We start from the raw sequence: 22,041 nt of genomic DNA on the forward strand, positions 1-22,041 counted from the left end.
AAATGGGTGTTTCCCGTTCAACCTGTCCGGGCTCACGATCGCCACTTGCGTACCCGGACGTGACGTCTCACCGCCGCGCTTTTCAGCCCCGCGCTCTGTCAGGTCGAGGACTTCAGCTCAAAGTGTTCCAAGGAGGGCACGTCTACCAAACGCGTACGTCAACCGCGTCAAACACGCGTCCAAACCGCGTATGCGGCCTAAGAAACCGCAAAACGCCCTCCGCCCCCGGCTACCTCGACCAACGACACAAAGCCTGCCTCTTCCCGATGACCCAGCAACCCTCCCAAGGACGCCGTCATCGGGAAGAGGATTATCTCCACCGTGGCGGTGGGGGTCAGTACCCAAGGACGATGGACCGGGGGCAGGACCAGCGCTGGCCGGAAATTCGTCGTGGCTGTCAGTCACCCACCAGCTTGAGCAATTTACGCTCGAGCGGCGCCAGCACCGTGCCGAGCTCGGTGCCGCGCTTGAGCACCGCGCCGGCCTCGCCGATCAGCGCGTACATGCCTTGCTTGTGGCGCAGCTCGGGGCGCTTGACGACCTGGAACTCGGGGCGCTCGCTGGCGCGGCGGAATGCCGAAAACACCGCGGCGTCACGGCCGAGGTCGAGCGCATAGTCGCGCCAATGCCCCGCCGCGACCATCCGGCCATAGATGTTCAGAATGGCATTGAGTTCGAGCCGGTCAAAGACCGTTTGCGGCACGGCACGCGGGAAGGCGGCAATGTTCGATGTCGCCTCCGCCACGGTGCGCGGCTCAGCCCTTCTTCGACTTGGCGACAGGCACTTCAGCCGTCAGCGCCGCGACCTGCGCGCGCAGCACTTCCATCTCGCAGCGCAGGATTTCGAACTTCTGCGTTTCGGGATCGAACAACTGGCTGCACGGCGTGCCGTACGGCATGAACGGCCGCGCATAGTCGGTGGCATCGACCAGCGTCGATTTCGCCGGAATGCCGACCATCGTCGCGCCTTCGGGAACGTCGCGCGTCACCACCGCATTGGCACCGACGCGGGCGCGTGTGCCGACGATGATCGGCCCGAGCACCTGTGCGCCCGAACCGATGATGACGCCGTCCATCAGCGTCGGGTGGCGCTTGCCGGCGATGCCGTTGGCGGGGTCGGTGCCGCCCAGTGTCACGCACTGGTAGATGGTGACATTGTCGCCGATTTCGGCGGTCTCGCCGATGACCACAAAGCCATGGTCGATGAAGAAGTTGGCACCGATGCGGGCACCCGGATGAATATCAATAGCGGTCAGGAAGCGGCTGAAATGATTGACGATTCGCGCCAACAGGAATAGCCGCAGCTTGAACAGCGCGTGCGCAATGCGGTGGAATCCAAGCGCCCAGACGCCGGGGTACGTCAGGATTTCCCAACGCGACCGCGGCGCCGGATCGCGCGCCTTGATCGAATCGAGATACTTGCCGAAGCTGGCAATCATGGAGCCTCCCCGGGACATGAGTCCCACTTAATTCTCCGCCATATACGCGACTGCGGGGCAATATGCCAGCACTGGCGACCTATGTCGTATGCGATGAAACGCACGGCAACGCGATGGGTTGCGGAACTGTCGCTGGCCCGGTCGGTTGACGCTGATACCCGCACAATGGGTGCAAGAGGAGATTGACCATGACCAATGACATGCAACCCGTTCACCCCGACTATGCACAGCCCGAAACGCTGGGCCAGAATACAGATGGTATGGGACGCGACCAGACGATGGCGGTGACCACCGAAGAAACCAAGACGCTGATTTCGGCGAACAAGGTGCAGGGCACCGCCGTCTACAACGTCGCGCAGGACCGGCTCGGCACCATCGATTCGATCATGCTCGGCAAATACTCGGGCAAGGTTGCCTATGCGGTGATGTCGTTCGGCGGCTTCCTCGGCATCGGCGAACGCTACCACCCGCTGCCATGGTCGGTGCTGACCTACGACACTGACCAGGACGGCTATTGCATCAACCTGTCGCCCGATGCGTTGAAGGCGGCGCCGAACTACACCCGCAGCGAAGTCGATACGCTCGACTATGGCACGCAGGGCCCGGCGATCGACAACTACTATGCCGACCCTGCCGAATACGCCAAGGGCGGTGCCGCGATCGACACCTACTACAGCGACCCGAACAAGGTGCGCGGTTTGATGTAGCCGTTACGCCGCCGCGGCAACGGTTTCGGCCGGCGCCAGGCGGATCAGATGGTCGAAGGCCGAAAGCGCCGCTTTCGAGCCTTCGCCCATCGAAATGACGATCTGCTTGTACGGCACCGTCGTCACGTCGCCTGCGGCAAACACGCCGGGAATCGAGGTCGCGCAGCGTGCGTCGATCTCGATCTCGCCGCGCGGCGACAGCGCGACGGTGCCCTTGAGCCATTCTGTGTTGGGCACCAGCCCGATCTGCACGAAGATGCCCTCGAGCTCGATATGGTGCGACGCTTCGGTCTTGCGATCGGTGTAGCTCAGGCCGGTGACCTTCTCGCCGTCGCCGTGGACTTCGGTCGACAGCGCCGACACGATGACGGTGACGTTGGGCAGGCTGCGCAGCTTGCGCTGCAGCACTTCGTCAGCGCGCAACTGATGGTCGAATTCGATCAGCGTGACGTGCGCGACGATGCCGGCGAGGTCGATTGCCGCCTCGACACCGCTGTTGCCGCCGCCGATGACCGCGGTGCGCTTGCCCTTGTACAGCGGGCCGTCGCAGTGCGGGCAATAGGCGACGCCCTTGTTGCGGTACGCGTCCTCGCCCGGCACGTTCATCTGGCGCCAGCGCGCACCGGTGGCGAGCACCAGCGTCTTCGCCTTGAGCGAGGCGCCATTGTCGAACACGACTTCGTGCAGGCCATCGGCGCCGGTCGCCGGGATCAGCTTGGCGGCGCGCTGCAGGTTCATGATATCGACGTCATAGTCGCGGACATGGCGTTCGAGTTCGGCCGCCAGCTTCGGGCCTTCGGTGTGCGGGATCGAGATGAAGTTCTCGATGCCCATCGTGTCGAGCACCTGGCCACCGAAACGTTCGGCAGCGATGCCGGTGCGGATGCCCTTGCGCGCCGCGTAAATGGCGGCGGCAGCGCCGGCAGGGCCTCCGCCGACGACGAGTACGTCATAGGGCGCCCGCGCATCCATGTCGGCAGCCGCGCGCTTGGTCGCGCCGGTGTCGAGCTTGGCGACGATCTGCTCGAGCTCCATGCGGCCCGAACCGAACACCTCGCCGTTGAGGAAGACCATCGGCACCGCCATGACCTTGCGCGCATCGACTTCGGCCTGGAACAGCGCACCGTCGATCGCGGTGTGGTGGATGTTCGGGTTGAGCACCGCCATCAGGTTGAGCGCCTGCACGACATCGGGACAGTTCTGGCACGACAGCGAGAAATAGGTTTCGAAGTTGAAGTCGCCCTGCAGGGCGCGCACCGCATCGAGCAGCGCCGGCGCGGCCTTCGACGGATGGCCGCCAACCTGCAGCAGCGCCAGCACCAGCGAGGTGAACTCGTGCCCCATCGGCAGCCCGGCAAAGGTCACGCCGATATCGGTGCCGGTGCGGCGGATCATGAAGCTGGGGACGCGCTTGTCGGTGCCGCCGGGGACGACGGTCACCTTGTCCGACAGCACGGCAATCTCGTCGATAAGTTCGGCGAGTTCGCGCGACTTCGGGCTGTCATCGAGCGTCGTCACAAGCTCGATCGGCTGCGTGATGTTGACCAGATAGGCCTTGAGCTGCTGCGTGAGATTGGCGTCGAGCATGGCGAGTTCCCGGGGAGGATATGTTAGTGGGGCAGGGCGGGTCGCAGTGTTGCGACCCGCCCGCCAGTCAGTTGGCTTTAGATCTTGCCGACGAGGTCGAGCGACGGGGCGAGGGTCTTTTCGCCTTCCTGCCACTTCGCCGGGCAGACTTCGCCAGGGTGCGAGGCGACATACTGCGCGGCCTTGACCTTGCGCAGCAGTTCGCTGGCGTCGCGGCCGATTCCACCGGCATTGACTTCCACGATCTGGATCTTGCCTTCGGGATCGACGACGAAGGTGCCGCGATCGGCGAGACCGGCTTCTTCGATCATCACGTCGAAGTTGCGAGTGATGGCGCCCGTCGGGTCACCGACCATGACGTACTTGATCTTGCCGATGGCGGGCGACGTGTCGCTCCACGCCTTGTGCGCGAAGTGCGTGTCGGTCGAGACGCTGTAGATTTCGACGCCGAGCTTCTTGAATTCAGCATAGTTGTCGGCGAGGTCTTCGAGCTCGGTCGGGCAGACGAAGGTGAAGTCCGCCGGGTAGAAAAACACCACCGACCACTTGCCCTTGAGATCGGCTTCGGTGACGGCGAGGAACTTGCCGTCCTGATAGGCCTGCGCGCTGAACGGCTTAACCGCGGTATTGATGAGGGACATGGATGCTCCTGTGGCTGGGTTGAAACGGGTTGATCGATGCCCGAATATGCGGTGCGCGCCGACAAATCCAATTGCTTTTTTGCGGCATGCTCATTGACTGAAGCGATTAAAGCCGCATCTTAGATTGAACGCGGCGATTTTGGGCGCGTTCCATCGAGAAGGCCATCATGAGCTATCTGCCGACCATCAAGCAGCTGCAATACCTGACCGCGCTGCACGCCCACGGCCATTTCGGCCGTGCCGCCGACGCCTGCTTTGTCACGCAATCGACGCTGTCATCGGGCCTGCGCGAACTCGAAACGCTGCTCGATGTCGTGCTGGTCGAACGCACGCGCCGCGTCGTGCGCTTCACGCCGCTGGGCGAACGCATCGCCGCCAAGGCATTCATCGTGCTGCGTGAGGCCGACGAACTTGCCGCACTTGCGCACGCCGCAGCGAAGCCGTTGGGGGGCGAACTGCGCCTCGGCGTCATTCCGACGATTGCGCCGTTCCTGCTGCCGCGGCTGCTACCCAAGCTGCGCGCGGCGTTCCCCGACCTGAAGCTCTATCTGCGCGAGGAAATGAGCGCGCAGGCCTGCGAGGCGCTGTCACGTGGCCAGCTCGATTGCGTACTGCTGGCGCTGCCCTATGCCTGCGGCGATGTCGTTGCCAAGCCGCTGTTCGACGACGCTTTCAACCTTGCTTTCCACCCGGACGACTTTATGGACCCGCCGCCGACCATCGCGCCGCAGCGCATCGACGCCAGCAGCCTGCTGCTGCTGGAAGACGGGCATTGCCTGAAGGACCAGGGCCTAGCCGCTTGCGGCCGCCCCGAACTTCGCGCCGAATCGGTCCACCTCGGCACGTCACTCCACACACTGGTGCAGATGGTCGCCAACCGGCTCGGTCAGACGCTGCTGCCGCAAATGGCCATCGATGCCGGCATCCTCGCCGGCACGCCGGTCATCGCGCGGCGCCTCGACGGCGCGCACGCCAGCCGCCAGATCGCGCTGGTCTGGCGTGCCTCGTCACCGCGCGCGGCGGAGTTCGAGATGCTCGGTGACGCGTTGATTGCGGCGGCGGCTTAGCAAGACCCTCCGGCGGGCAGGCCTGAGGCCTGCACCCATCTATTGCCAGTGACACATAACCAACGCCCGTGATTGCAGCACCGGCAGCAATCGGGTGCAGGCCTCAGGCCTGCCCGCCGGAGGCCCTTAGCGCTTGCTCAGCGGCACGTAATCGCGCTGCGTCGCACCGAGATACAGCTGGCGTGGGCGGCCGATCTTCTGTTCGGGATCGGCGATCATTTCGTTCCACTGCGCCACCCAGCCGACGGTGCGCGAGATCGCGAACAGCACGGTGAACATCGAGGTCGGGAAACCGATCGCCGACATGACGACGCCTGAATAGAAATCGACGTTCGGGTAGAGCTTCTTCTCGATGAAGTACGGGTCGTTGAGCGCGATCTTTTCGAGTTCGCGGGCGACGTCGAAGATCGGATCCTTGAGGTTGAGCTCGTCGAGGACCTTGCGTGCGGTCTGGCCCATGACCTTGGCGCGCGGGTCGTAGTTCTTGTAGACGCGGTGACCGAAGCCCATCAGGCGGAACGGGTCGTCCTTGTTCTTGGCGCGCGCGATGAATTCGGGGATGCGGTCGACGGTGCCGATTTCGCGCAGCATGTTGAGCGCGGCCTCGTTGGCGCCGCCATGTGCCGGGCCCCACAGGCAGGCGATGCCAGCGGCGATGCACGCAAACGGGTTGGCGCCTGACGAACCGGCCAGACGTACCGTCGAGGTCGAGGCGTTCTGTTCATGGTCGGCCTGGAGAATCATCAGCTTTTCCATGGCGTCTTCCACGACCGGATTGACGACATAGGGCTCGGCCGGAACGCCGAAGGTCATGCGCAGGAAGTTGCCGGTAAACGACAGCGAATTGTCGGGGTACACGAACGGCTGGCCGACGGCATATTTGTACGCCATCGCGGCGAGCGTCGGCATCTTGGCGATCAGTCGGTGGCTGGCGACAATGCGCTGGTGCGGATCATGGATATCGGTCGAGTCGTGATAGAAGGCCGCCATCGCGCCGACGACGCCGCACATGATCGCCATCGGATGGGCGTCACGGCGGAATCCGCGGTAGAACATCGCGAGCTGTTCATGCACCATCGTGTGGCGTGTCAGCGTCTGCGTGAAGGTCTTGTATTCAGCCTGGGTCGGCAGCTCGCCGTTGAGCAGCAGATAGGCAACTTCCATGAAGTTCGACTGTTCGGCGAGCTGGTCGATCGGGTAGCCGCGGTGCAGCAGCGTACCGACATCGCCGTCGATGTAGGTGATGCGCGATTCGCACGACGCGGTGCTGGTGAAGCCTGGGTCATAGGTGAAGCGGCCGGTAGCGCCGTACAGCTTGCGGATGTCAATGACATCAGGGCCGACCGTACCCGACAGCACGGGCATCTGGACTTCGGTGCCGTCGACTTCGACCTTGGCGAAAATGCTCATTACTGCTTCCCCTTCGCGAGCTGGATTGCATCGGCAATCCGGCCCAGACTTTCCTCACGACCCAGTTGCTCAAGAACCTCGAAGATCCCCGGCGAGGTCGTACTGCCCGATACAGCCGCACGCAACGGCTGTGCGAGCTTGCCTAGCCCCAGTTCACGGGACTCGGCGATGGCTCGAACGGCCGCCTCGGTTGACTGGGTGGTCCAGGAATCCAGCACGACAAGGTCGCGATGCACCTGCGCCAGCAAGTCGCCCGCTTCGGGTGTTAGCAAACTCGCCGCGCGCTCGTCTATCGGAATTGGGCGGGTGCGAAGATAGAAGATTGCGGAATCTGCCAACTCGTTGATATTTTTGGCACGAATCTTTAGCCCAGACATGCTGCGAAGCAGCAAATCCTGGTCTGCGGCGGTCAGGTTGCGGCCGATTGCAGCGGCAATGCGCGGTGTGACGAGTGCCACCAGTCGCGCGTCGTCGGCCAGCCGCATATAGTGGCCGTTGACGTTTTCGAGCTTCTTGAGATCGAAGCGTGCCGGTGCGCGGCCGACGCCGGCGAGGTCGAACCATTGAATGGCTTGCGCGCGGTCGATGAATTCGTCGTCGCCATGGCCCCAGCCGAGGCGCAGCAGGTAGTTCTCGACCGCTTCGGGCAGCATGCCGAGTTCGTCGCGATAGGCATCGACGCCGAGCGCGCCGTGGCGCTTCGACAGCTTGGCGCCGTCCGACCCATGGATCAGCGGCACATGCGCATAGACCGGCTCCTCCCAGCCCATCGCGCGGATGAGCGCGAGCTGGCGGAAGGCGTTGTTAAGGTGGTCGTCGCCGCGGATGACGTGCGTCACGCCCATGTCGTGATCGTCGACGACGACCGCGAGCATGTAGGTCGGCGTGCCGTCGGAGCGTAGCAGCACCATGTCATCGAGTTCGGCGTTGGCCACGGTGACGGCACCCTGAACGCGGTCGTTGATGGTAACGCTGCCCTCGCGCGGCGCCTTCAGTCGGATGACATAAGGCTGGTTGTCGAACTCTGGCCCGGCGACGCGGTCACGCCAGCGCCCGTCATAGCGCAGCGGCGCCTTGGCCGCGCGCTGTGCGGCACGCATCTCCTCCAGCTCTTCGGCGGTAGCGTAGCATTTGTAGGCGTTACCGTTCGCGAGCAGCTCGCGTGCCACTTCGGCATGTCGGGCTGCGCGCTCGAACTGATAGACGATCTCGCCGTCGTGGTCGAAATCGAGCCAGCCGAGCCCATCGAGTATCGCGGCAATCGCCGGCTCGGTCGAGCGCGCGCGGTCAGTGTCTTCGATGCGCAGCAGGAACTTGCCGCCGTGGTGGCGCGCGAACAGATAGTTGAACAAGGCCGTGCGCGCGCCGCCGATGTGCAGGAAGCCCGTCGGGGAGGGGGCAAAGCGCGTCACCACCGGGCGGTTCTCGGCCGGGTTCTTAGGCGGGCTGGACGCTTCGCGGGTTGCACTCATCGACAAACTATCCAATGGTTGGAGCGGAGGGACGTGGAAAGGCTTCAGGGTCGGTTCGAAAGGCGCGCGTGTCTAGCACAGCGGGTTTGCCGGTTCAAACTGCCCCAAGCGCGCTTTTCGCGGCGTGTCGTCGTGGGCGTGATACCGTTGAAACCGCACTCGCGGCGGAGGCGTCGCAGCTTCCGCTGTGGATACCCGTTGCCTTCGGAATCGGCATCGCGGCATATCTGGTCATTCCGTGGAGCGAGCAGCGCCTGTGCGCGGCGGCGGTTATGGCGACGCTTGTGGCACTGGCGCCGGCGCTGCGCGGCGCGGCAGCACGCGTCGCGGGCTGGGCCGGCGTTTTGATGCTGTTGGGTTTCGGCGTGGCGTGGGTGCGGACCACGATGGTCGCGGCGCCGCGCCTTGAACGCCCGGCGATCGTCCAACTCGTCGGGACCATTGCGGCGGTAGAACTGCGTACCTCCAGCGGCCAGATCAGACTGCGGATCGTACCGTTCGACCCGGCACTGCCACCTGCCGTACGTGTCGCGGTCGCTGACAGCGCCAATGCCGCCGATTCGCAACTGCGGCCCGGCGCGCGCGTTTCGGTTACGGCAAGGCTAGCGCCGCCGTCGGGGCCGGTGATGCCGGGTGGCTACGACTTCGCGCGCCACGCCTGGTTCGAACAGTTGGGTGCCTCCGGTAGTGCGCTTGGCAGAGTTAGCATTCTTGCCCCGGCACCGCCTCCGACACGCTTTGCGGCGCGGCTGGCGGCCTTGCGCGCAGACCTGACGGCACGGCTCAAGCTCAAGGTTCCGGGCGTACCGGGCAGTTTTGCCGCAGCGTTCGTTACTGGCGATCAGGGCGCGATCCCCAAGGCGGTGGCGCAAGCGATGCGCGATTCGGGGTTGGCGCATTTGCTTTCGATTTCAGGGCTACATATCGCCATCGTTGCCGCCGGCACGCTGTGGACGTTACGCAAGCTGATGCTGCTTTGGCCGTGGCTGGCGCTGCGCATTCCGGTGCGGGCAATTGCCGCAACGTTCGCGGCGGTTGCTGCCATCGGCTACACGTTGCTTGCGGGCAGTGACATTCCGACGGTGCGCGCCTGTCTCGCCGCAATCATCGTACTGCTTGGCGTCATTATCGGGCGCGAGGCGCTGACGCTGCGAATGGTCGCGGCGGCGGCATTTCTGATCTTGTTGCTCAGGCCCGAAGCACTGCTTTCGCCAAGTTTCCAGCTGTCGTTTGCGGCCGTGACGGGGTTGGTGGCACTTTACCAGTCTCGCTTCGGCACATGGCTCAACACCGGCCAGCCCTATGACGGCTGGTTTGTCCGGTTGGCGCGCGCCACATTGGCGCTGGTTGTGACGGGTCTGGTGGCCGAGACAATGTTGTCGGCAACCGCGCTCTACCATTTCAACCGCACCGGTGTTTACGGGGTCATCGCTAACATTGTCGCCATTCCGCTGACGAGCTTCGTGATCATGCCACTATAGGTGGCTGCGCTAGCGCTCGATGCCGTCGGGTTGGGCGCGCCGGCCTATTGGCTGCTCGGTCATGCCTATGGTTGGCTGATCGCATGGGCACTGGAAGTCGCGGCGTGGCCGGGCGCGGCACTGCGCATGCCCAGCATGTCGGCTGCGGCCTACATGCTACTTGTCGGCGGTGGTTTGTGGCTGTGCCTTTGGCAGAGCCGGATGCGGCTTTGGGCACTGGTTCCCGTTGCTTTAGGGTCGATGCTAGCCATGACCGCGCAGCCGCCAGATTTGCTGGTCAGCGCCGATGGGCGTGAGGTCGGCATCCGGATCGACGACAACGGACTTGCGCGGCTGCGTTCACGTCAAGCTAGCTACGCCGCGACTAATTGGCAGACGGCAAGCGCCGCGGATTCCAGCATCAAGCTGTCGCATTATCGTGGCGCGCGCTGCGGGCGTTTTGGCTGCATCGTTCGCGTCGGCACAGGTGCTGGTGCGGCCTTGGTGCTATTGACGACCGGCGACGAATTGCCGTCGCGCCAAGTTCTCGGCGCCGCTTGTCACGAAGTCGACATTGTCGTGACCAAACTGGCCTTGCCACCATGGTGTCAGCCGCGTCGGATGCGCATCGATAGGCGGACATTGGTGCAGACCCAAGCCATCGCAATCTGGCTCACTGCGGCGCGCACGGAGACGGTTGCGGCGCAACTCGGTGATCACCCATGGTTGCCGGTCAGGCGCTGATCCGTGCCCGGCAGCCATCCTCGCTCAGTGATAGCGGCGTAGCAATCCGGCGAGTTTGCCCTGCACACGCACTTGCTGCGGACTGTAGCGCTGTGGCTGATAGGCGCTGTTCGCCGGATCGAGGCGGATCATGTTGCCTTCGTGGCGCAGATATTTGAGCGTCGCTTCGCTGTCGTCGATCAGCGCCACGACGATTTCGCCGTCGCGCGCGGTGTCGCAGCGCTTCACCAGCGCATAGTCACCGTCAAAAATGCCGGCTTCGATCATCGAGTCGCCCGAGACTTCAAGCGCGTAATGGTCGCCCGGTCCCAGCAGCGCGGCCGGCACCGACAACATGCGGTCGCTTTCAAGTGCCTCGACCGGCATACCGGCGGCGATGCGGCCGTGGAGCGGGATGGCAATGGCGTCATTCGCGGCAACCAGCAGCGACGCAGGGCGGATATCGCTGCGCGGCGCAGACTCGGTCTTGCGCAGCGCCGGGCTGCCTGTTTCGGGCATGCGCAGTATTTCAAGCGCGCGCGCGCGGTTGGGCAGCCGGCGGATAAAGGCGCGTTCCTCGAGCGCGTTGATCAGCCGATGCACACCCGACTTCGACTTGAGATCGAGCGCTTCCTTCATTTCCTCGAACGACGGTGAAACGCCATCGGCGGCCAAACGTGTGTGGATGAAACGAAGAAGGTCATTCTGCTTGCGAGTCAGCATCGGTCACACTCCTGTTCCCAAACTACGTTCCGCGTGGAACTTATAGGGAACGTTTAGGCAACATCCCGCAGGCTGTCAAGCAACAAGAACGAAACGGGACCACCATCGCCAACCGCCGGCGCATCGATTTCGCGCACCAGCAAGGCGTTGGCGCTCGCGAGCGTGCGCAGCATCGAGCTGTCCTGTGTCGGCAGTGTGGTAATGCGCCAACCCCCGCTATCACGAACGGCCACGGCGCGCATATAATCCTGACGGCTGCCGTTGGCGGGCAGGGTGCCATTCAGGCGCGCCTGGTGGAGCATCGGCAGCGCCACCGCGGCGCCGCCGAGGCGTTGCAATAGCGGCTTGACGAATAGTAGCGCCGTCACAAACGCCGAAACCGGATTACCCGGCAGCCCTATGACATTCTGGCTGCCCAGCCAGCCCCGCATCACTGGCTTTCCGGGGCGCATCGCAACCTTCCAGAAATCGAAGCGTGCGCCCATCGATTCAAGCACCGGCTTGACGAGGTCGTGGTCACCGACCGAGGCGCCGCCGATCGTCACCAGCACATCGGCGTCGGCACAGGCTTCGACGGCGGCGCGCAACGCGCCGGGGCTATCGCGCACGATGCCGGCGTCATGCACATCGGCACAGTCACCAAGTAACGCCGCCAGCATCACGCCATTCGAGCTGACAATCTGGTCCGGTCCGGTTACTGCGCCGGGCAGCACCAACTCGTCGCCGGTGGCGAGCAGCGCGACGCGTGGGCGGCGGTGGACGCGAACCGCAGCGTGTCCGGCTGCCGCGATCAGCCCGATATGCGGCGCCAGCAAGCGCGTGCCGGGCGCCAACAAGGCTTCGCCTCCACTGAAATCGAGCCCGGCGCGGCGGATGTGCGCGCCCTGGCGCGGTGGGCCTTCGCCGGTCAGGCGCAGATTGTCGCCGTCGCGCGCTACGTCTTCCTGAACGATCACCGTGTCTGCGCCGGTGGGCACGGGAGCGCCGGTCAGGATGCGTGCAGCTTCGCCTGCGCCGACGCTGCCATCGAATCCCGCGCCGGCAAACGCCGTACCGATGATGCGCCACGGGCCGGCGCGGTCGGTCCATCGGATGGAATAGCCGTCCATCGCCGAGGCGGCGAAGGGCGGCTGGGTGCGCAGGGCGGCGAGCGGTTCGGCGAGGATGCGACCGGCAGCGGCGGCAAGCGCAACAGACTCGGCGGCCAGCGGCACAACGCCGTCGAGCAAATTCGCCTGCGCCGCCTCGACGCTGATCATGCAGGCGTTTCAGCGCGGAAATCGCCCGAGCGGCCACCGCTTTTGGCGAGCAGCCGCACACCGCCGATGGTCATCGTCCTGTCGAGCGCCTTGGCCATGTCGTAGACCGTCAGCAGTGCCACCGAAACTGCGGTCAGCGCCTCCATTTCGACGCCGGTCTGGTGCGTCGTGCGGACGCTGGCGGTGACGCGAATTTGCCCGGTTTCGAGTGCCAGATCGAGCGTCACGCCGCTCAGCGGCAACGGATGGCACAGGGGGATCAGTGCTGCAGTCTGCTTGGCCGCCATGATGCCGGCGACACGCGCCACCGCGAGCACATCGCCCTTGGCGACCGCACCCGCGGCAATCGCTGTCAGCGCCTTGGCGCTCATCGTGATGACACCTTCCGCGATCGCCTCGCGCGCAGTCGCGGTCTTGGCGCCAACATCGACCATGCGCGCGGCGCCCTTATCGTCGAGGTGCGTCAAGCTCATGCCGCCAACCCGAGCAGGCGCTGCGTGGCGTGCGTCACATCGGCCTCGAGCATCAGTGATTCGCCGACGAGGAAGCTGTTGATGCCAGCGTGGGCCAGCCGCAGCAGATCGCCGTGCGTCTTGAGCCCGCTTTCGCCAACGAGCAGATAATCATCGGGCAAGCCAACCGAAAGTTCTATCGACGTGGCGATATCGACTTTCAACGTCTTGAGATTGCGGTTGTTGACGCCGAGCAGCCGCGATTTCAGGCGCAATGCGCGGTCGCGTTCAGGGGCGTCATGCACCTCGACAAGCACATCCATGTTCAGCGCCTGCGCGACGCTTTCGAGTTCGGCGGCCTGAGCATCGGACAACGCTGCCATGATCAGCAGGATGCAATCGGCACCGAGCGCGCGGGCTTCGACGACCTGATAGGGGTCGATCATGAAATCTTTGCGCAGGCACGGCAGCGTCACCGCGGCGCGCGCTGCCTGCAGATAGGCGTCATCGCCCTGGAACCATGGCACGTCGGTCAGCACCGAAAGGCAGGTCGCACCTCCTGCAGCATAGGCGCGCGCCAGCGTTGCCGGGTCAAAATCGTCGCGGATCAAACCGCGCGACGGGCTCGCCTTCTTGATTTCGGCGATGAGTCCGAAGCGACCGGCCGCGCGTGCCGCTTGCAACGCCGCCGCAAAGCCGCGCGGCGGTGATGCAGCTGCGGCGCGTGCTTCCACCTCGGCCATCGGCGCACGCGCTTTACACGCCGCGACATGCTTCGCCTTGTCGGCAAGGATAACGGCCAGAGTGTCGGTCATTGAAAGGCTTTCCAGCGGTCGAGCAAGGCGCGTGCCGCCCCACTGTCGATAGCGTGTGCCGCCTGCGCAGCGCCTGCGGCCCAGTCTGAGGCACGACCGGCGACGATCAATGCGCCGGCGGCGTTGAGCAGCACGATGTCGCGGTAGGCCCCCGGCGTGCCGTCCACCAACGCCAGCAGCGCCGCGGCATTTTGTGCGGGTTCGCCGCCGGTCAGTTCTGCAGCGATGTACGTCTCCAGCCCGGCGTCGGCGGGGGTGACGGTGGCTTCGGAGATGTGGCCGTTGTCGAGCAGCGCGATCTGGCTCGGGCCAGTGACGGTCAGTTCGTCGATGCCGTCACTGCCGTGGACGATCATGGCGCGCTTGGTGCCCAATTCGCGCAGCACTTCGGCGAAAGGTCGCAGCCAGCGCGGATCGGCGACGCCGATGAGCTGGAACGACACCCCCGCCGGGTTGGCGAGTGGCCCGAGCAGGTTGAAAATCGTCCGCCGTCCCAGCGCCTTGCGGACGCCGGCAACGCGCGCCATCGCGCCATGGTGGCGCGCCGCGTGCAAAAAGGTAATGCCCAGCGTATCAAGGCAGCGCGCCACGGCCCCTGCTTCGAGCGCGACCGGCACGCCCAATTCGGCAAGTACGTCGGCGGCACCCGAGCGCGACGAGGCCGCACGGTTCCCGTGCTTGGCGACCGGCACGCCGCAGGCGGCAACGACAATGGCGACCGCCGTCGAGACGTTGAGCGTGTGCTTGCCGTCGCCGCCGGTGCCGACGACATCGATGGCGCCGGCGGGGGCAGTGATGGTGGTGGCCCGGTCGCGCAACACCGCCGCGGCGGCGGCGACTTCGGTGACGGTTTCGCCGCGGTCGGCGAGCGTCACGAGGAAGTCGGCGAGCGTTGCGTCAGGGATGGCGCCGTCCATAATCGCGGTGAACGCTGCGCGCGCGGTGGCAGCATCAAGCGGCGCGCGCGCGTTCGGCAGCAACGTCGGCATCCTGGCGGCGGTGGCGGTCATGCCGCCTGTTTGGGCGCACTGTGCGCGATACCTGCGATGTCGAGGAAGTTCGCCAGCAGCGCATGGCCGTGCTGTGTGGCGATGCTTTCGGGGTGAAACTGCACGCCGTGGATCGGCAGCGTCTTGTGGCGCAGCCCCATGATGGTGCCGTCGGCGGCGGTGGCATTGACCGCGAGGCAATCGGGCAGGTCGCCGGGATGCACCACCAGTGAATGATAGCGCGTCGCCTCGAATGGCGAGGGCAGGCCGGCAAACACGCCGGTGTCGTCATGGCTGACGGCGCTTGTCTTTCCGTGCATGACCGCCTGCGCGCGTACAACACGTCCGCCGAACACCTGGCCTATCGACTGATGGCCGAGGCAGACGCCGAACAGCGGCAGCTGCGATTCAGCGGCGGCGCGGATCAGATCGAGGCAGATGCCGGCGTCATCGGGCGTCTTGGGACCGGGCGACAGCAGCACCGCTTGTGGACGTTTGGCGAGCGCCTCGGAAACTGTCAGCGTGTCGTTGCGTACGACATCGACGGAGGCGCCGAGCTCGAGCAGATAGTGCACGAGGTTATAGGTAAAGCTGTCGTAGTTATCGATGACGAGGATCATGCAAGCCCTGTAGCGCGCGCGACCCGGCGCGTCACGCATTTCGAGCGTTTCCGACGCCGCCGTCGAAGCGGCACTACTGTCCGAACCCGACCTCTCCGGCAATACGGATTGCCTCGCGTGCCGCAGCCATCAATGCGCCGGCCTTGGCCTCGCACTCGCGCTGTTCGTATTCGGCGACGCTGTCAGCGACAATGCCGGCACCGGCCTGGACATGCATGACGCCGTCCTTGACCACCGCAGTGCGCAAGACGATGCAGCTGTCCATGCTGCCGTCAGGCGAGAAATAGCCGACGCCGCCGGCGTAGGGTCCGCGCTTTTCGCTTTCGAGCTCGTGAATGATTTCCATCGCGCGGACCTTGGGCGCGCCGCTGACGGTTCCGGCGGGGAAGCCCGCGAGCAAGGCGTCGATGGCGTCCTTGTCGGGGCTGAGATGACCGCGGACGTTCGAGACGATGTGCATCACGTGGCTGTAGAATTCGACGCCGTACTGGTCGGTGACCACCACCGAGCCCGGCGCACTGACGCGGCCGACGTCGTTGCGGCCAAGATCAAGCAGCATCAGATGCTCGGCAAGTTCCTTGGGGTCCGCCAGCAGACTGTCGCGATTTTCGGCGTCCTCGACGGCGTCGCGACCGCGTGGGCGCGTACCGGCGATCGGCCGGATGGTGACTTCCTCGTCGCGCACGCGCACCAGAATTTCGGGTGAAGAGCCGATCAGCGCGAACCCTGGCAAGTCGAGGAAATATAGGAACGGCGAGGGGTTGATACGGCGCAGCGCACGATAGAGATCGAAAGGCGGCAGCGGGAAATCAACGGTGAAGCGCTGTGCAAGCACGACCTGGAAAATGTCGCCGGCGAAGATGTAGTCACGGGCGCGTGCCACCATTTCGGCGTAGCGGCCCCGCGGCAGGACGTGGTGTGCTGCACCATCGGGTAGATCTGCTGGCGTCTGTCGTGCTGCCGGCACCGTTTGCGCCAGCCGCGCGGCGGCATTCTCGATCCGGTCAAGCGCAGCTGCATGCGCAACTTCCGCGCTGCGTGCATCTGGAAACACCGGGGCAACGATAAACAGTTCGTCCCGCAGCCGGTCAAAGACCAGCAGCAGCGTCGGCCGCACGAACAGGAAATCGGGGACGCCGAGCGGGTCGGCCTTTGGCTCGGGCAGTTTTTCGGCCAGCCGCGCAGTTTCATAGCCCATGTAGCCCACGAGGCAGGCGAGCGCGCGCGGCAGTTCGGGCGGCACGTCCATTCGGCAACTCGCGACCAGTGCGCGAAGTTCGGTCAGCGTATCACCAGCGCACGCCACAAACGCGGTGGTGTCGGTCGCCCATTGCGTGTTGATTTCTGCCGAATTGCCGGTCGCGCGCCAGACCAGATCGGGCTCTAGCCCAAGCAGCGAATAGCGGCCGCGCACCGCGCCACCTTCGACCGATTCAAGTAGAAATGCGCCCGAGCCGCCACGCCCGAGCTTGAGCATCGCCGACACCGGCGTTTCGGTGTCGGCGATGATCCGGTTCCAGACGAGCTGGGGCCGGCGCTGGGCATAGCCTAGCGCGAAGCTTTCAAAATCGCTCATTGCGCTGGTGTGTTGCCCTCGCCGAGCACACGCTTGGTCACCGCAGCGAGTGCAGCCGGGTTGCGCTTGACGCCGACTTCACGTTCGGCGGCGCGCGCGAACGCCCCGCTGAGCTCTTCGGGCGCCAACTGGGCGAACTGCGCGCGCGTCGCATCGAGGAGCTGCGGCACGGTCGCGAGGTCACCAGGCGTGATGCTGTCGACCTTCATGACAAAATAGCCGGCACCGTTAGGGGCCGCCAGCGACTTGGCGACACCCTTGGGCAGGCCAAGGAACATCTGCACCGGTGGCGGTACCTGCGCCTGCTGCGCGACATCGATGCGGCGACCGGCAATCGGCTGCGGCGCGGGCAGGTTGTTCGCGGCAAGTGCGGCACCGAGCGTGCTGCCTTTGGCAACCGCAGCGAGCACCGCATCGACCTTTGTCTTGAGCGTCTTCATCCGCGTTTCGGCTTCCCAGGCGGCGACAACGGCGGGGCGAATCTTGTCGAGCGCCGCCGGAGTCGGTGGGACGATTGTGCCGAGTTCGAGCACCGCGTACTGGCCCTTGCCAGCACCTTCGCCAAGTTCGACGACACTACCGGCATCGGCCGGATCGGCGTTGAACGCCTTGGGGAGCAGCGCTTCGGCGCCGGGCGCGAAAATGAAACTAGTGTTGTCCATCGTGCGGCCATCTGCGGTCATCGGTGGCACTGCTACAACCGTCAGGTTGAACTTCTTGGCAAGCTCGGCAAAGCTGGCACCGCTGCTAAAGCCGTCTTCGATCTGTGCGACTGTATCGGCGAGCGCAGTTTCGATCTTCTCGCGGCGCAGTGTGGCGGTGATTTCATCCTTGGCCGCAGCCACACCATTGGGGTTGACCGGGGTGATCGCCTCGACCGCCACGACGTGCCAGCCGAAGTCCGACTTGACCGGATCGGTCACTGCCCCGACCGGAATGCCGAACGCCGCATTGGCAACAGCGGCGTTGGTCGCATTGGCGAATTTTGCCTTGCTTTGGACGCCGAGCGCGATGTCGGTAGCGCTGAATCCGCCCTTGTCGGCCGCAACGCGCGCAAACGGCGCACCTGCACGTACCGCGGCGACTATCGCCTTTGCCTTGGCTTCGTCATCAACGACGACCTGCGCCAGACGGCGGGTTTCGACGCCGCCGAACTTCTCGCGGTTGGCCTCGTAATATTTGTTGATGTCCGAATCGCTGACCGAAACACCAGCGGCAATCGCCTCGCGGTCGATCATCGCGTAACGGAAGCTACGGCGCTCGGGTAGCGTGTAGCGGGTCTTGTTGGCCTCGTAGAACGCCTTGATTTGCGCATCAGTCGGTGCAGCCGGCGCCGGCACCACACTGACTGGCAGCATGGCAATCTGGCCTTCGCGACGCTCGAGCAGCAGCGCCGCATAGGGCTCAGCCATCCCGCGCGGGACTTGCGCGGCAGCAGCGACGGGCACCAGCAGCTGGCGGCGGATCAGCCCGCCGTGCAGGTCGGTGCGCAATTCGCGCTCGCTGATGCGCTGTTCGGCGAGGATGCGCTTGAACGTCGCCTGGTCGAACTTGCCGTTGACGCGGAATGCCTCGATATCGGCAATCTGGCCGTCCACCGCACGGTCGCTGATCGAAATGCCGAGCTGGGCGGCATATTGTTCAAGCGCGGTCGAGCCGATCATCTGCTCCAATACCTGGCCGACCCCGCCTTCCTGCGCGGCGGCCTGTGCGGTCAGGGTCGGGTTCTGAGCGCGCGCGCTCTTGATGGTGCGGTCGAACTGCGACAGCAACGCCGCTTCGCTGATGCCGGACTTGCCGACCTTGGCGACATCGCCGCCGGCAACGCCCGCAGGCCCTCCAAAGGGATCCTTCACGCCGGTCACCACGAACGCAATCAACACCAACGACAAAAGGACAAGCACCGGCCAAGAGGTCAGCCACTTGCGGAAAAAAAGGAGCATGGGGGTTCGCTTGCAAACAGGAGGTCGGAAATCTGCGGGGATCATAGGGAGGGGGGCGCGCACGGGCAAGCATTTGGATCGCGGCCTGTAAATCGCGGCACTTTTCGTGACTGCGCAGCTCTGCTACCGCGGCGCCAGTTCAATGACTGGAGGCAGACATGGCCGCAGCGCGCAAGATGATCGTGGGTAACTGGAAAATGTTCGGTACGGCACCGATGCTTGCCGAAATTACCGCGATTGCCGCTGCCCCCGCCGGAAATGCCAAGCTGGCGATTTGCCCGCCGTTCACGCTGATTGAGCGCGCCGCCCGCGCAGCGCAGGGCTCGGCGCTGGCGATCGGCGCGCAGGATGTTCATGCGGCCGACAAGGGCGCTCACACCGGCTGCATCTCCACAGCGATGCTGATCGATTCGGGCGCGACACTGGTCATCGTCGGCCATAGCGAGCGCCGCGCCGACAATTTCGAAACTGATGCGCAGGTCAAGGCCAAGGCGACGGCGGCTGTCACGGCGGGCCTGGAGGCGATTGTCTGTATTGGTGAAACCGAGGCGCAGCGCGATAACGGGCAAACACTCACGGTCATTGAAACGCAGCTGGCAGGCTCGCTGCCCGACGCCGCAGACCGGCTGGTCGTGGCGTACGAACCTGTCTGGGCGATTGGCACCGGTCGCACGCCGACCGAACCGCAGGTTGCCGAAGTCCATGCAGCAATCCGTGCGCACCTTGAAAAGCGCTTCGGCGCACCAGGCGCGGCGACACCGATTCTCTACGGCGGCTCGGTGAAGCCCGAAAATGCCGCAAACCTGCTCGGCCTGCCCAACGTTGACGGGGCGCTCGTCGGCGGCGCCAGTCTGACTGCGGCATCGTTTCTGGCGATCGCAGCAGCGGTCTAGACAGCCGAACTGCGGGACGTCCGGCGGCGCGGTTGCGGAATCGCGTGCCAATCGCTACATCGCCGCCAACGGACCCGCCAGCCACCCTTCCTTTTATCGAAAGCCGCCCGTCGATGTTGACGACCTTCATCCTTGTTGTTCACGCGCTGATTGCCATTGCATTGGTGGCGGTCATACTGCTGCAGCGGTCGGAAGGCGGCGCACTTGGTATCGGCGGCAGTGGCGGCGGCTTGATGAGCGCGCGTGGCGCGGCCGACTTGCTGACACGGGCGACGGCGATTCTGGGCACCTTGTTCATCGTGACGTCGATCTTGCTCGCCGTGCTCGCCGCCGGCATGCATCGTGGCAAGGAAATCGACACAAGTCTCGCCAAGCCGGTGACGGCCCCCGCCAGTGGCCCTGGAGGTATCAGCATCGTTCCGCAGGTAGCGCCGACGACAGCACCGGCACCGACCGCCGATGCTCCGGCAGCACCTGGTGCGACCACGCCGATCGATCAGGTTCCCGTCGCGAAGTAACCGGGTGGCGCCGCGGCGTCGCATCCAAATCTCGTTATCCACAGCGAAATTACGGTAATCCGCCAGCTTGGGCTGGCGGAGTTCCCGCAATTCGGTCTATGAAGGTCTCCCATGACGCGGTTCATTTTTATCACCGGCGGCGTGGTTTCCTCGCTCGGCAAGGGCCTGATGGCCGCCAGTCTCGCAGCGCTGTTGCAGGCGCGCGGCTACCGCGTCCGCATCCGCAAGTTCGATCCATATCTCAACGTCGATCCGGGCACGATGTCCCCGTACCAGCACGGCGAGGTCTACGTCACCGATGACGGTGCCGAAACCGACCTCGATCTTGGGCACTACGAACGCTTCACTGGTGTCGCTGGGCGCCAGTCGGACAATATCACATCGGGCCGCGTCTATTCTGACATCATCACCAAGGAACGCCGTGGCGACTTCCTGGGGGCGACGGTGCAGGTCATTCCGCACGTCACCGATGCGATCAAGGCGTTCGCGCTGGCCAACACCGACGATGTCGATTTCGTACTCTGTGAAATCGGCGGCACCGTCGGCGACATCGAAAGCCTGCCGTTCATCGAAGCCATCCGCCAACTCCGCAACGACCTCGGGCGCGGCAACAGCGTATCGATCCATGTGACCTTGGTGCCGTACATCGCGGCCGCCGGCGAGCTCAAGACCAAGCCGACGCAGCATTCGGTGCGCGAACTCGCGGCGCTCGGCGTTCAGCCCGACGTGCTGGTGTGCCGCTGCGAACACCCGCTGCCCGAAGGCGAGCGTGCCAAGATCGCACTGTTCTGTAATGTGCCGAGCAGCGCCGTCATCGCCGCGCTTGATGCGACCAGTATCTACAAGGTGCCGCTGCAATATCACGCACAGGGACTTGATGATGCCGTCCTCGATGCGTTCGGCACCTCGCCCAAGGGGTTGCCCAACATCACGCGCTGGGAAGAAATCGAGGACCGGCTGGCAAATTTCGAGGGCGAGGTCACCGTCGGCGTCGTTGGCAAATATGTCGGGCTGCCCGATGCCTACAAGTCGTTGAACGAAGCCCTGGTCCATGGCGGCATAGCCAATCGCGTAAAGGTCAACATCCAGTGGATTGACGCCGAGTTGTTTGCCGGTTCCGAAGACGAGGTCGCGGCCAAGCTCGAACCTATGCACGCCATTCTGGTACCCGGTGGCTTTGGCGAACGCGGTTCGGAAGGCAAGATCGCCAGCGTGCGCTTTGCCCGCGAACGGAATGTGCCATTCTTCGGCATCTGCTTCGGGATGCAGCTTGCCTGTGTTGAAGCGGCGCGCAACCTCGCGGGCATTGAGGGTGCATCGAGCACCGAATTCGGTCCGACCGACGAGCCCGTGGTTGGCCTGATTACCGAATGGACTAGCGGCGGCGTCACCGAAACGCGCAGCGAGGATGACGACAAGGGCGGCACGATGCGGCTCGGTGCCTATCCGGCGGTGCTGGCCGGCAACAGCCATGCCGCGGCAATTTACGGCACCAGTGAGATCAGCGAACGCCACCGCCACCGCTACGAAGTCAACAACCACTATCGCCCGGCGCTCGAAGCCAAGGGGTTGATGTTCACCGGTATGTCACCCGACGGCGTGCTGCCCGAAATCGTCGAGCGCCCAGACCATCCCTGGTTTGTTGGCGTGCAGTTTCATCCCGAGTTGAAATCGAAGCCATTCGATCCGCATCCGCTATTCGCCAGTTTCATCGCTGCCGCGCTCAAGCAGAGCCGCCTGGTCTGAC

Annotated in this window: 21 protein-coding genes; 7 read left to right on the top strand and 14 right to left on the bottom strand. The window is 64.6% G+C overall.

Annotated features, from left to right (window positions below):
• Positions 1-397: 397 nt before the first annotated feature.
• Both EUV02_RS04195 and epsC read right to left on the bottom strand, forming a co-directional pair.
• Positions 398-745, bottom strand: a complete 348-nt coding sequence (locus EUV02_RS04195; RefSeq protein ID WP_243445752.1) for a DUF2794 domain-containing protein — start codon at positions 743-745, stop codon at positions 398-400.
• Positions 746-755: 10 nt separating this feature from the next.
• Positions 756-1,439, bottom strand: a complete 684-nt coding sequence (gene epsC / locus EUV02_RS04200; protein WP_135244940.1) for a serine O-acetyltransferase EpsC — start codon at positions 1,437-1,439, stop codon at positions 756-758.
• Between the two features lie 188 nt (positions 1,440-1,627).
• Here epsC and EUV02_RS04205 point away from each other — a divergent pair, with 188 nt between their 5' ends.
• On the top strand, positions 1,628-2,146 hold the full coding sequence (locus EUV02_RS04205; RefSeq protein WP_243445753.1) for a PRC-barrel domain-containing protein: 519 nt from the start codon (positions 1,628-1,630) through the stop codon (positions 2,144-2,146).
• Positions 2,147-2,149: 3 nt separating this feature from the next.
• On the opposite strand, the gene ahpF is transcribed toward EUV02_RS04205, so the two are convergent.
• Both ahpF and ahpC read right to left on the bottom strand, forming a co-directional pair.
• Complete coding sequence (gene ahpF / locus EUV02_RS04210) at positions 2,150-3,733, bottom strand: alkyl hydroperoxide reductase subunit F (RefSeq protein WP_135244941.1); 1,584 nt, start codon at positions 3,731-3,733, stop codon at positions 2,150-2,152.
• A gap of 77 nt (positions 3,734-3,810) precedes the next feature.
• Positions 3,811-4,374: an alkyl hydroperoxide reductase subunit C gene (ahpC, locus tag EUV02_RS04215; RefSeq protein ID WP_135244942.1), complete on the bottom strand. Its 564-nt coding sequence runs from the start codon at positions 4,372-4,374 to the stop codon at positions 3,811-3,813.
• 164 nt (positions 4,375-4,538) lie between these two features.
• Between ahpC and EUV02_RS04220 the strand changes: the two genes are divergently transcribed.
• A complete protein-coding gene (locus tag EUV02_RS04220; protein ID WP_135244943.1) occupies positions 4,539-5,441 on the top strand; it encodes a hydrogen peroxide-inducible genes activator in 903 nt (300 codons plus the stop codon).
• 126 nt (positions 5,442-5,567) lie between these two features.
• Here the strand turns inward: EUV02_RS04220 and EUV02_RS04225 are convergent, their stop codons facing one another.
• Both EUV02_RS04225 and gltX read right to left on the bottom strand, forming a co-directional pair.
• Positions 5,568-6,851, bottom strand: a complete 1,284-nt coding sequence (locus EUV02_RS04225) for a citrate synthase (protein ID WP_135244944.1) — start codon at positions 6,849-6,851, stop codon at positions 5,568-5,570.
• Positions 6,851-8,323: a glutamate--tRNA ligase gene (gene gltX / locus EUV02_RS04230; RefSeq protein WP_135244945.1), complete on the bottom strand. Its 1,473-nt coding sequence runs from the start codon at positions 8,321-8,323 to the stop codon at positions 6,851-6,853. Before gltX ends, EUV02_RS04225 begins: the two co-directional genes overlap by 1 nt.
• Positions 8,324-8,409: 86 nt before the next feature.
• Between gltX and EUV02_RS04235 the strand changes: the two genes are divergently transcribed.
• Together EUV02_RS04235 and EUV02_RS04240 are read left to right on the top strand one after the other, a co-directional pair.
• Complete coding sequence (locus tag EUV02_RS04235) at positions 8,410-9,804, top strand: ComEC/Rec2 family competence protein (RefSeq protein ID WP_166430492.1); 1,395 nt, start codon at positions 8,410-8,412, stop codon at positions 9,802-9,804.
• Complete coding sequence (locus EUV02_RS04240; RefSeq protein WP_135244947.1) at positions 9,805-10,527, top strand: hypothetical protein; 723 nt, start codon at positions 9,805-9,807, stop codon at positions 10,525-10,527.
• Between the two features lie 24 nt (positions 10,528-10,551).
• Here the strand turns inward: EUV02_RS04240 and lexA are convergent, their stop codons facing one another.
• The 8 genes from lexA to EUV02_RS04280 form a co-directional block, all read right to left on the bottom strand.
• Complete coding sequence (lexA, locus tag EUV02_RS04245) at positions 10,552-11,229, bottom strand: transcriptional repressor LexA (RefSeq protein ID WP_135244948.1); 678 nt, start codon at positions 11,227-11,229, stop codon at positions 10,552-10,554.
• A gap of 53 nt (positions 11,230-11,282) precedes the next feature.
• Positions 11,283-12,488, bottom strand: coding sequence for a molybdopterin molybdotransferase MoeA (locus EUV02_RS04250; RefSeq protein WP_135244949.1), 1,206 nt, complete (start codon positions 12,486-12,488; stop codon positions 11,283-11,285).
• Positions 12,485-12,961: a cyclic pyranopterin monophosphate synthase MoaC gene (gene moaC, locus EUV02_RS04255; RefSeq protein ID WP_135244950.1), complete on the bottom strand. Its 477-nt coding sequence runs from the start codon at positions 12,959-12,961 to the stop codon at positions 12,485-12,487. The genes EUV02_RS04250 and moaC overlap by 4 nt, the downstream gene beginning before the upstream one ends.
• Entirely contained in the window at positions 12,958-13,755 is a 798-nt protein-coding gene (trpC, locus tag EUV02_RS04260) for an indole-3-glycerol phosphate synthase TrpC (protein WP_135244951.1), read from the bottom strand. Before trpC ends, moaC begins: the two co-directional genes overlap by 4 nt.
• Entirely contained in the window at positions 13,752-14,765 is a 1,014-nt protein-coding gene (gene trpD, locus EUV02_RS04265) for an anthranilate phosphoribosyltransferase (RefSeq protein ID WP_243445754.1), read from the bottom strand. Before trpD ends, trpC begins: the two co-directional genes overlap by 4 nt.
• On the bottom strand, positions 14,762-15,364 hold the full coding sequence (locus EUV02_RS04270) for an anthranilate synthase component II (protein WP_135245371.1): 603 nt from the start codon (positions 15,362-15,364) through the stop codon (positions 14,762-14,764). Before EUV02_RS04270 ends, trpD begins: the two co-directional genes overlap by 4 nt.
• Positions 15,365-15,437: 73 nt before the next feature.
• Positions 15,438-16,940, bottom strand: a complete 1,503-nt coding sequence (gene trpE / locus EUV02_RS04275) for an anthranilate synthase component I (protein ID WP_135244952.1) — start codon at positions 16,938-16,940, stop codon at positions 15,438-15,440.
• Positions 16,937-18,883, bottom strand: a complete 1,947-nt coding sequence (locus EUV02_RS04280; RefSeq protein WP_166430493.1) for a peptidylprolyl isomerase — start codon at positions 18,881-18,883, stop codon at positions 16,937-16,939. Before EUV02_RS04280 ends, trpE begins: the two co-directional genes overlap by 4 nt.
• 158 nt (positions 18,884-19,041) lie before the next feature.
• On the opposite strand from EUV02_RS04280, the gene tpiA reads away from it, so the two are divergent.
• The 3 genes from tpiA (at position 19,042) to EUV02_RS04295 (ending at position 22,040) form a co-directional block, all read left to right on the top strand.
• Entirely contained in the window at positions 19,042-19,776 is a 735-nt protein-coding gene (gene tpiA / locus EUV02_RS04285) for a triose-phosphate isomerase (protein WP_135244954.1), read from the top strand.
• A 113-nt stretch (positions 19,777-19,889) separates the two neighbouring features.
• Positions 19,890-20,294 (top strand): preprotein translocase subunit SecG, encoded by a 405-nt coding sequence (secG, locus tag EUV02_RS04290; RefSeq protein WP_207790104.1) that lies wholly within the window; start codon positions 19,890-19,892, stop codon positions 20,292-20,294.
• A 111-nt stretch (positions 20,295-20,405) separates the two neighbouring features.
• Positions 20,406-22,040, top strand: a complete 1,635-nt coding sequence (locus EUV02_RS04295; RefSeq protein WP_135244955.1) for a CTP synthase — start codon at positions 20,406-20,408, stop codon at positions 22,038-22,040.
• Position 22,041: the final 1 nt, after the last annotated feature.

The organism is Glacieibacterium arshaanense, from assembly GCF_004681125.1.
GTDB classification, from domain to species: domain Bacteria; phylum Pseudomonadota; class Alphaproteobacteria; order Sphingomonadales; family Sphingomonadaceae; genus Polymorphobacter_A; species Polymorphobacter_A arshaanense.

Coding starts and splice junctions, on each gene's coding strand:
- trpC (WP_135244951.1), bottom strand. CDS start 13,755: ATGACCGACACTCTGGCCGTTATCCTTGCCGACAAGGCGAAGCATGTC.
- ahpF (WP_135244941.1), bottom strand. CDS start 3,733: ATGCTCGACGCCAATCTCACGCAGCAGCTCAAGGCCTATCTGGTCAAC.
- EUV02_RS04225 (WP_135244944.1), bottom strand. CDS start 6,851: ATGAGCATTTTCGCCAAGGTCGAAGTCGACGGCACCGAAGTCCAGATG.
- secG (WP_207790104.1), top strand. CDS start 19,890: ATGTTGACGACCTTCATCCTTGTTGTTCACGCGCTGATTGCCATTGCA.
- trpE (WP_135244952.1), bottom strand. CDS start 16,940: ATGAGCGATTTTGAAAGCTTCGCGCTAGGCTATGCCCAGCGCCGGCCC.
- moaC (WP_135244950.1), bottom strand. CDS start 12,961: ATGAGCTTGACGCACCTCGACGATAAGGGCGCCGCGCGCATGGTCGAT.
- EUV02_RS04205 (WP_243445753.1), top strand. CDS start 1,628: ATGACCAATGACATGCAACCCGTTCACCCCGACTATGCACAGCCCGAA.
- ahpC (WP_135244942.1), bottom strand. CDS start 4,374: ATGTCCCTCATCAATACCGCGGTTAAGCCGTTCAGCGCGCAGGCCTAT.
- EUV02_RS04250 (WP_135244949.1), bottom strand. CDS start 12,488: ATGATCAGCGTCGAGGCGGCGCAGGCGAATTTGCTCGACGGCGTTGTG.
- EUV02_RS04280 (WP_166430493.1), bottom strand. CDS start 18,883: ATGCTCCTTTTTTTCCGCAAGTGGCTGACCTCTTGGCCGGTGCTTGTC.
- trpD (WP_243445754.1), bottom strand. CDS start 14,765: ATGACCGCCACCGCCGCCAGGATGCCGACGTTGCTGCCGAACGCGCGC.
- tpiA (WP_135244954.1), top strand. CDS start 19,042: ATGGCCGCAGCGCGCAAGATGATCGTGGGTAACTGGAAAATGTTCGGT.
- lexA (WP_135244948.1), bottom strand. CDS start 11,229: ATGCTGACTCGCAAGCAGAATGACCTTCTTCGTTTCATCCACACACGT.
- gltX (WP_135244945.1), bottom strand. CDS start 8,323: ATGAGTGCAACCCGCGAAGCGTCCAGCCCGCCTAAGAACCCGGCCGAG.
- EUV02_RS04295 (WP_135244955.1), top strand. CDS start 20,406: ATGACGCGGTTCATTTTTATCACCGGCGGCGTGGTTTCCTCGCTCGGC.
- EUV02_RS04270 (WP_135245371.1), bottom strand. CDS start 15,364: ATGATCCTCGTCATCGATAACTACGACAGCTTTACCTATAACCTCGTG.
- epsC (WP_135244940.1), bottom strand. CDS start 1,439: ATGATTGCCAGCTTCGGCAAGTATCTCGATTCGATCAAGGCGCGCGAT.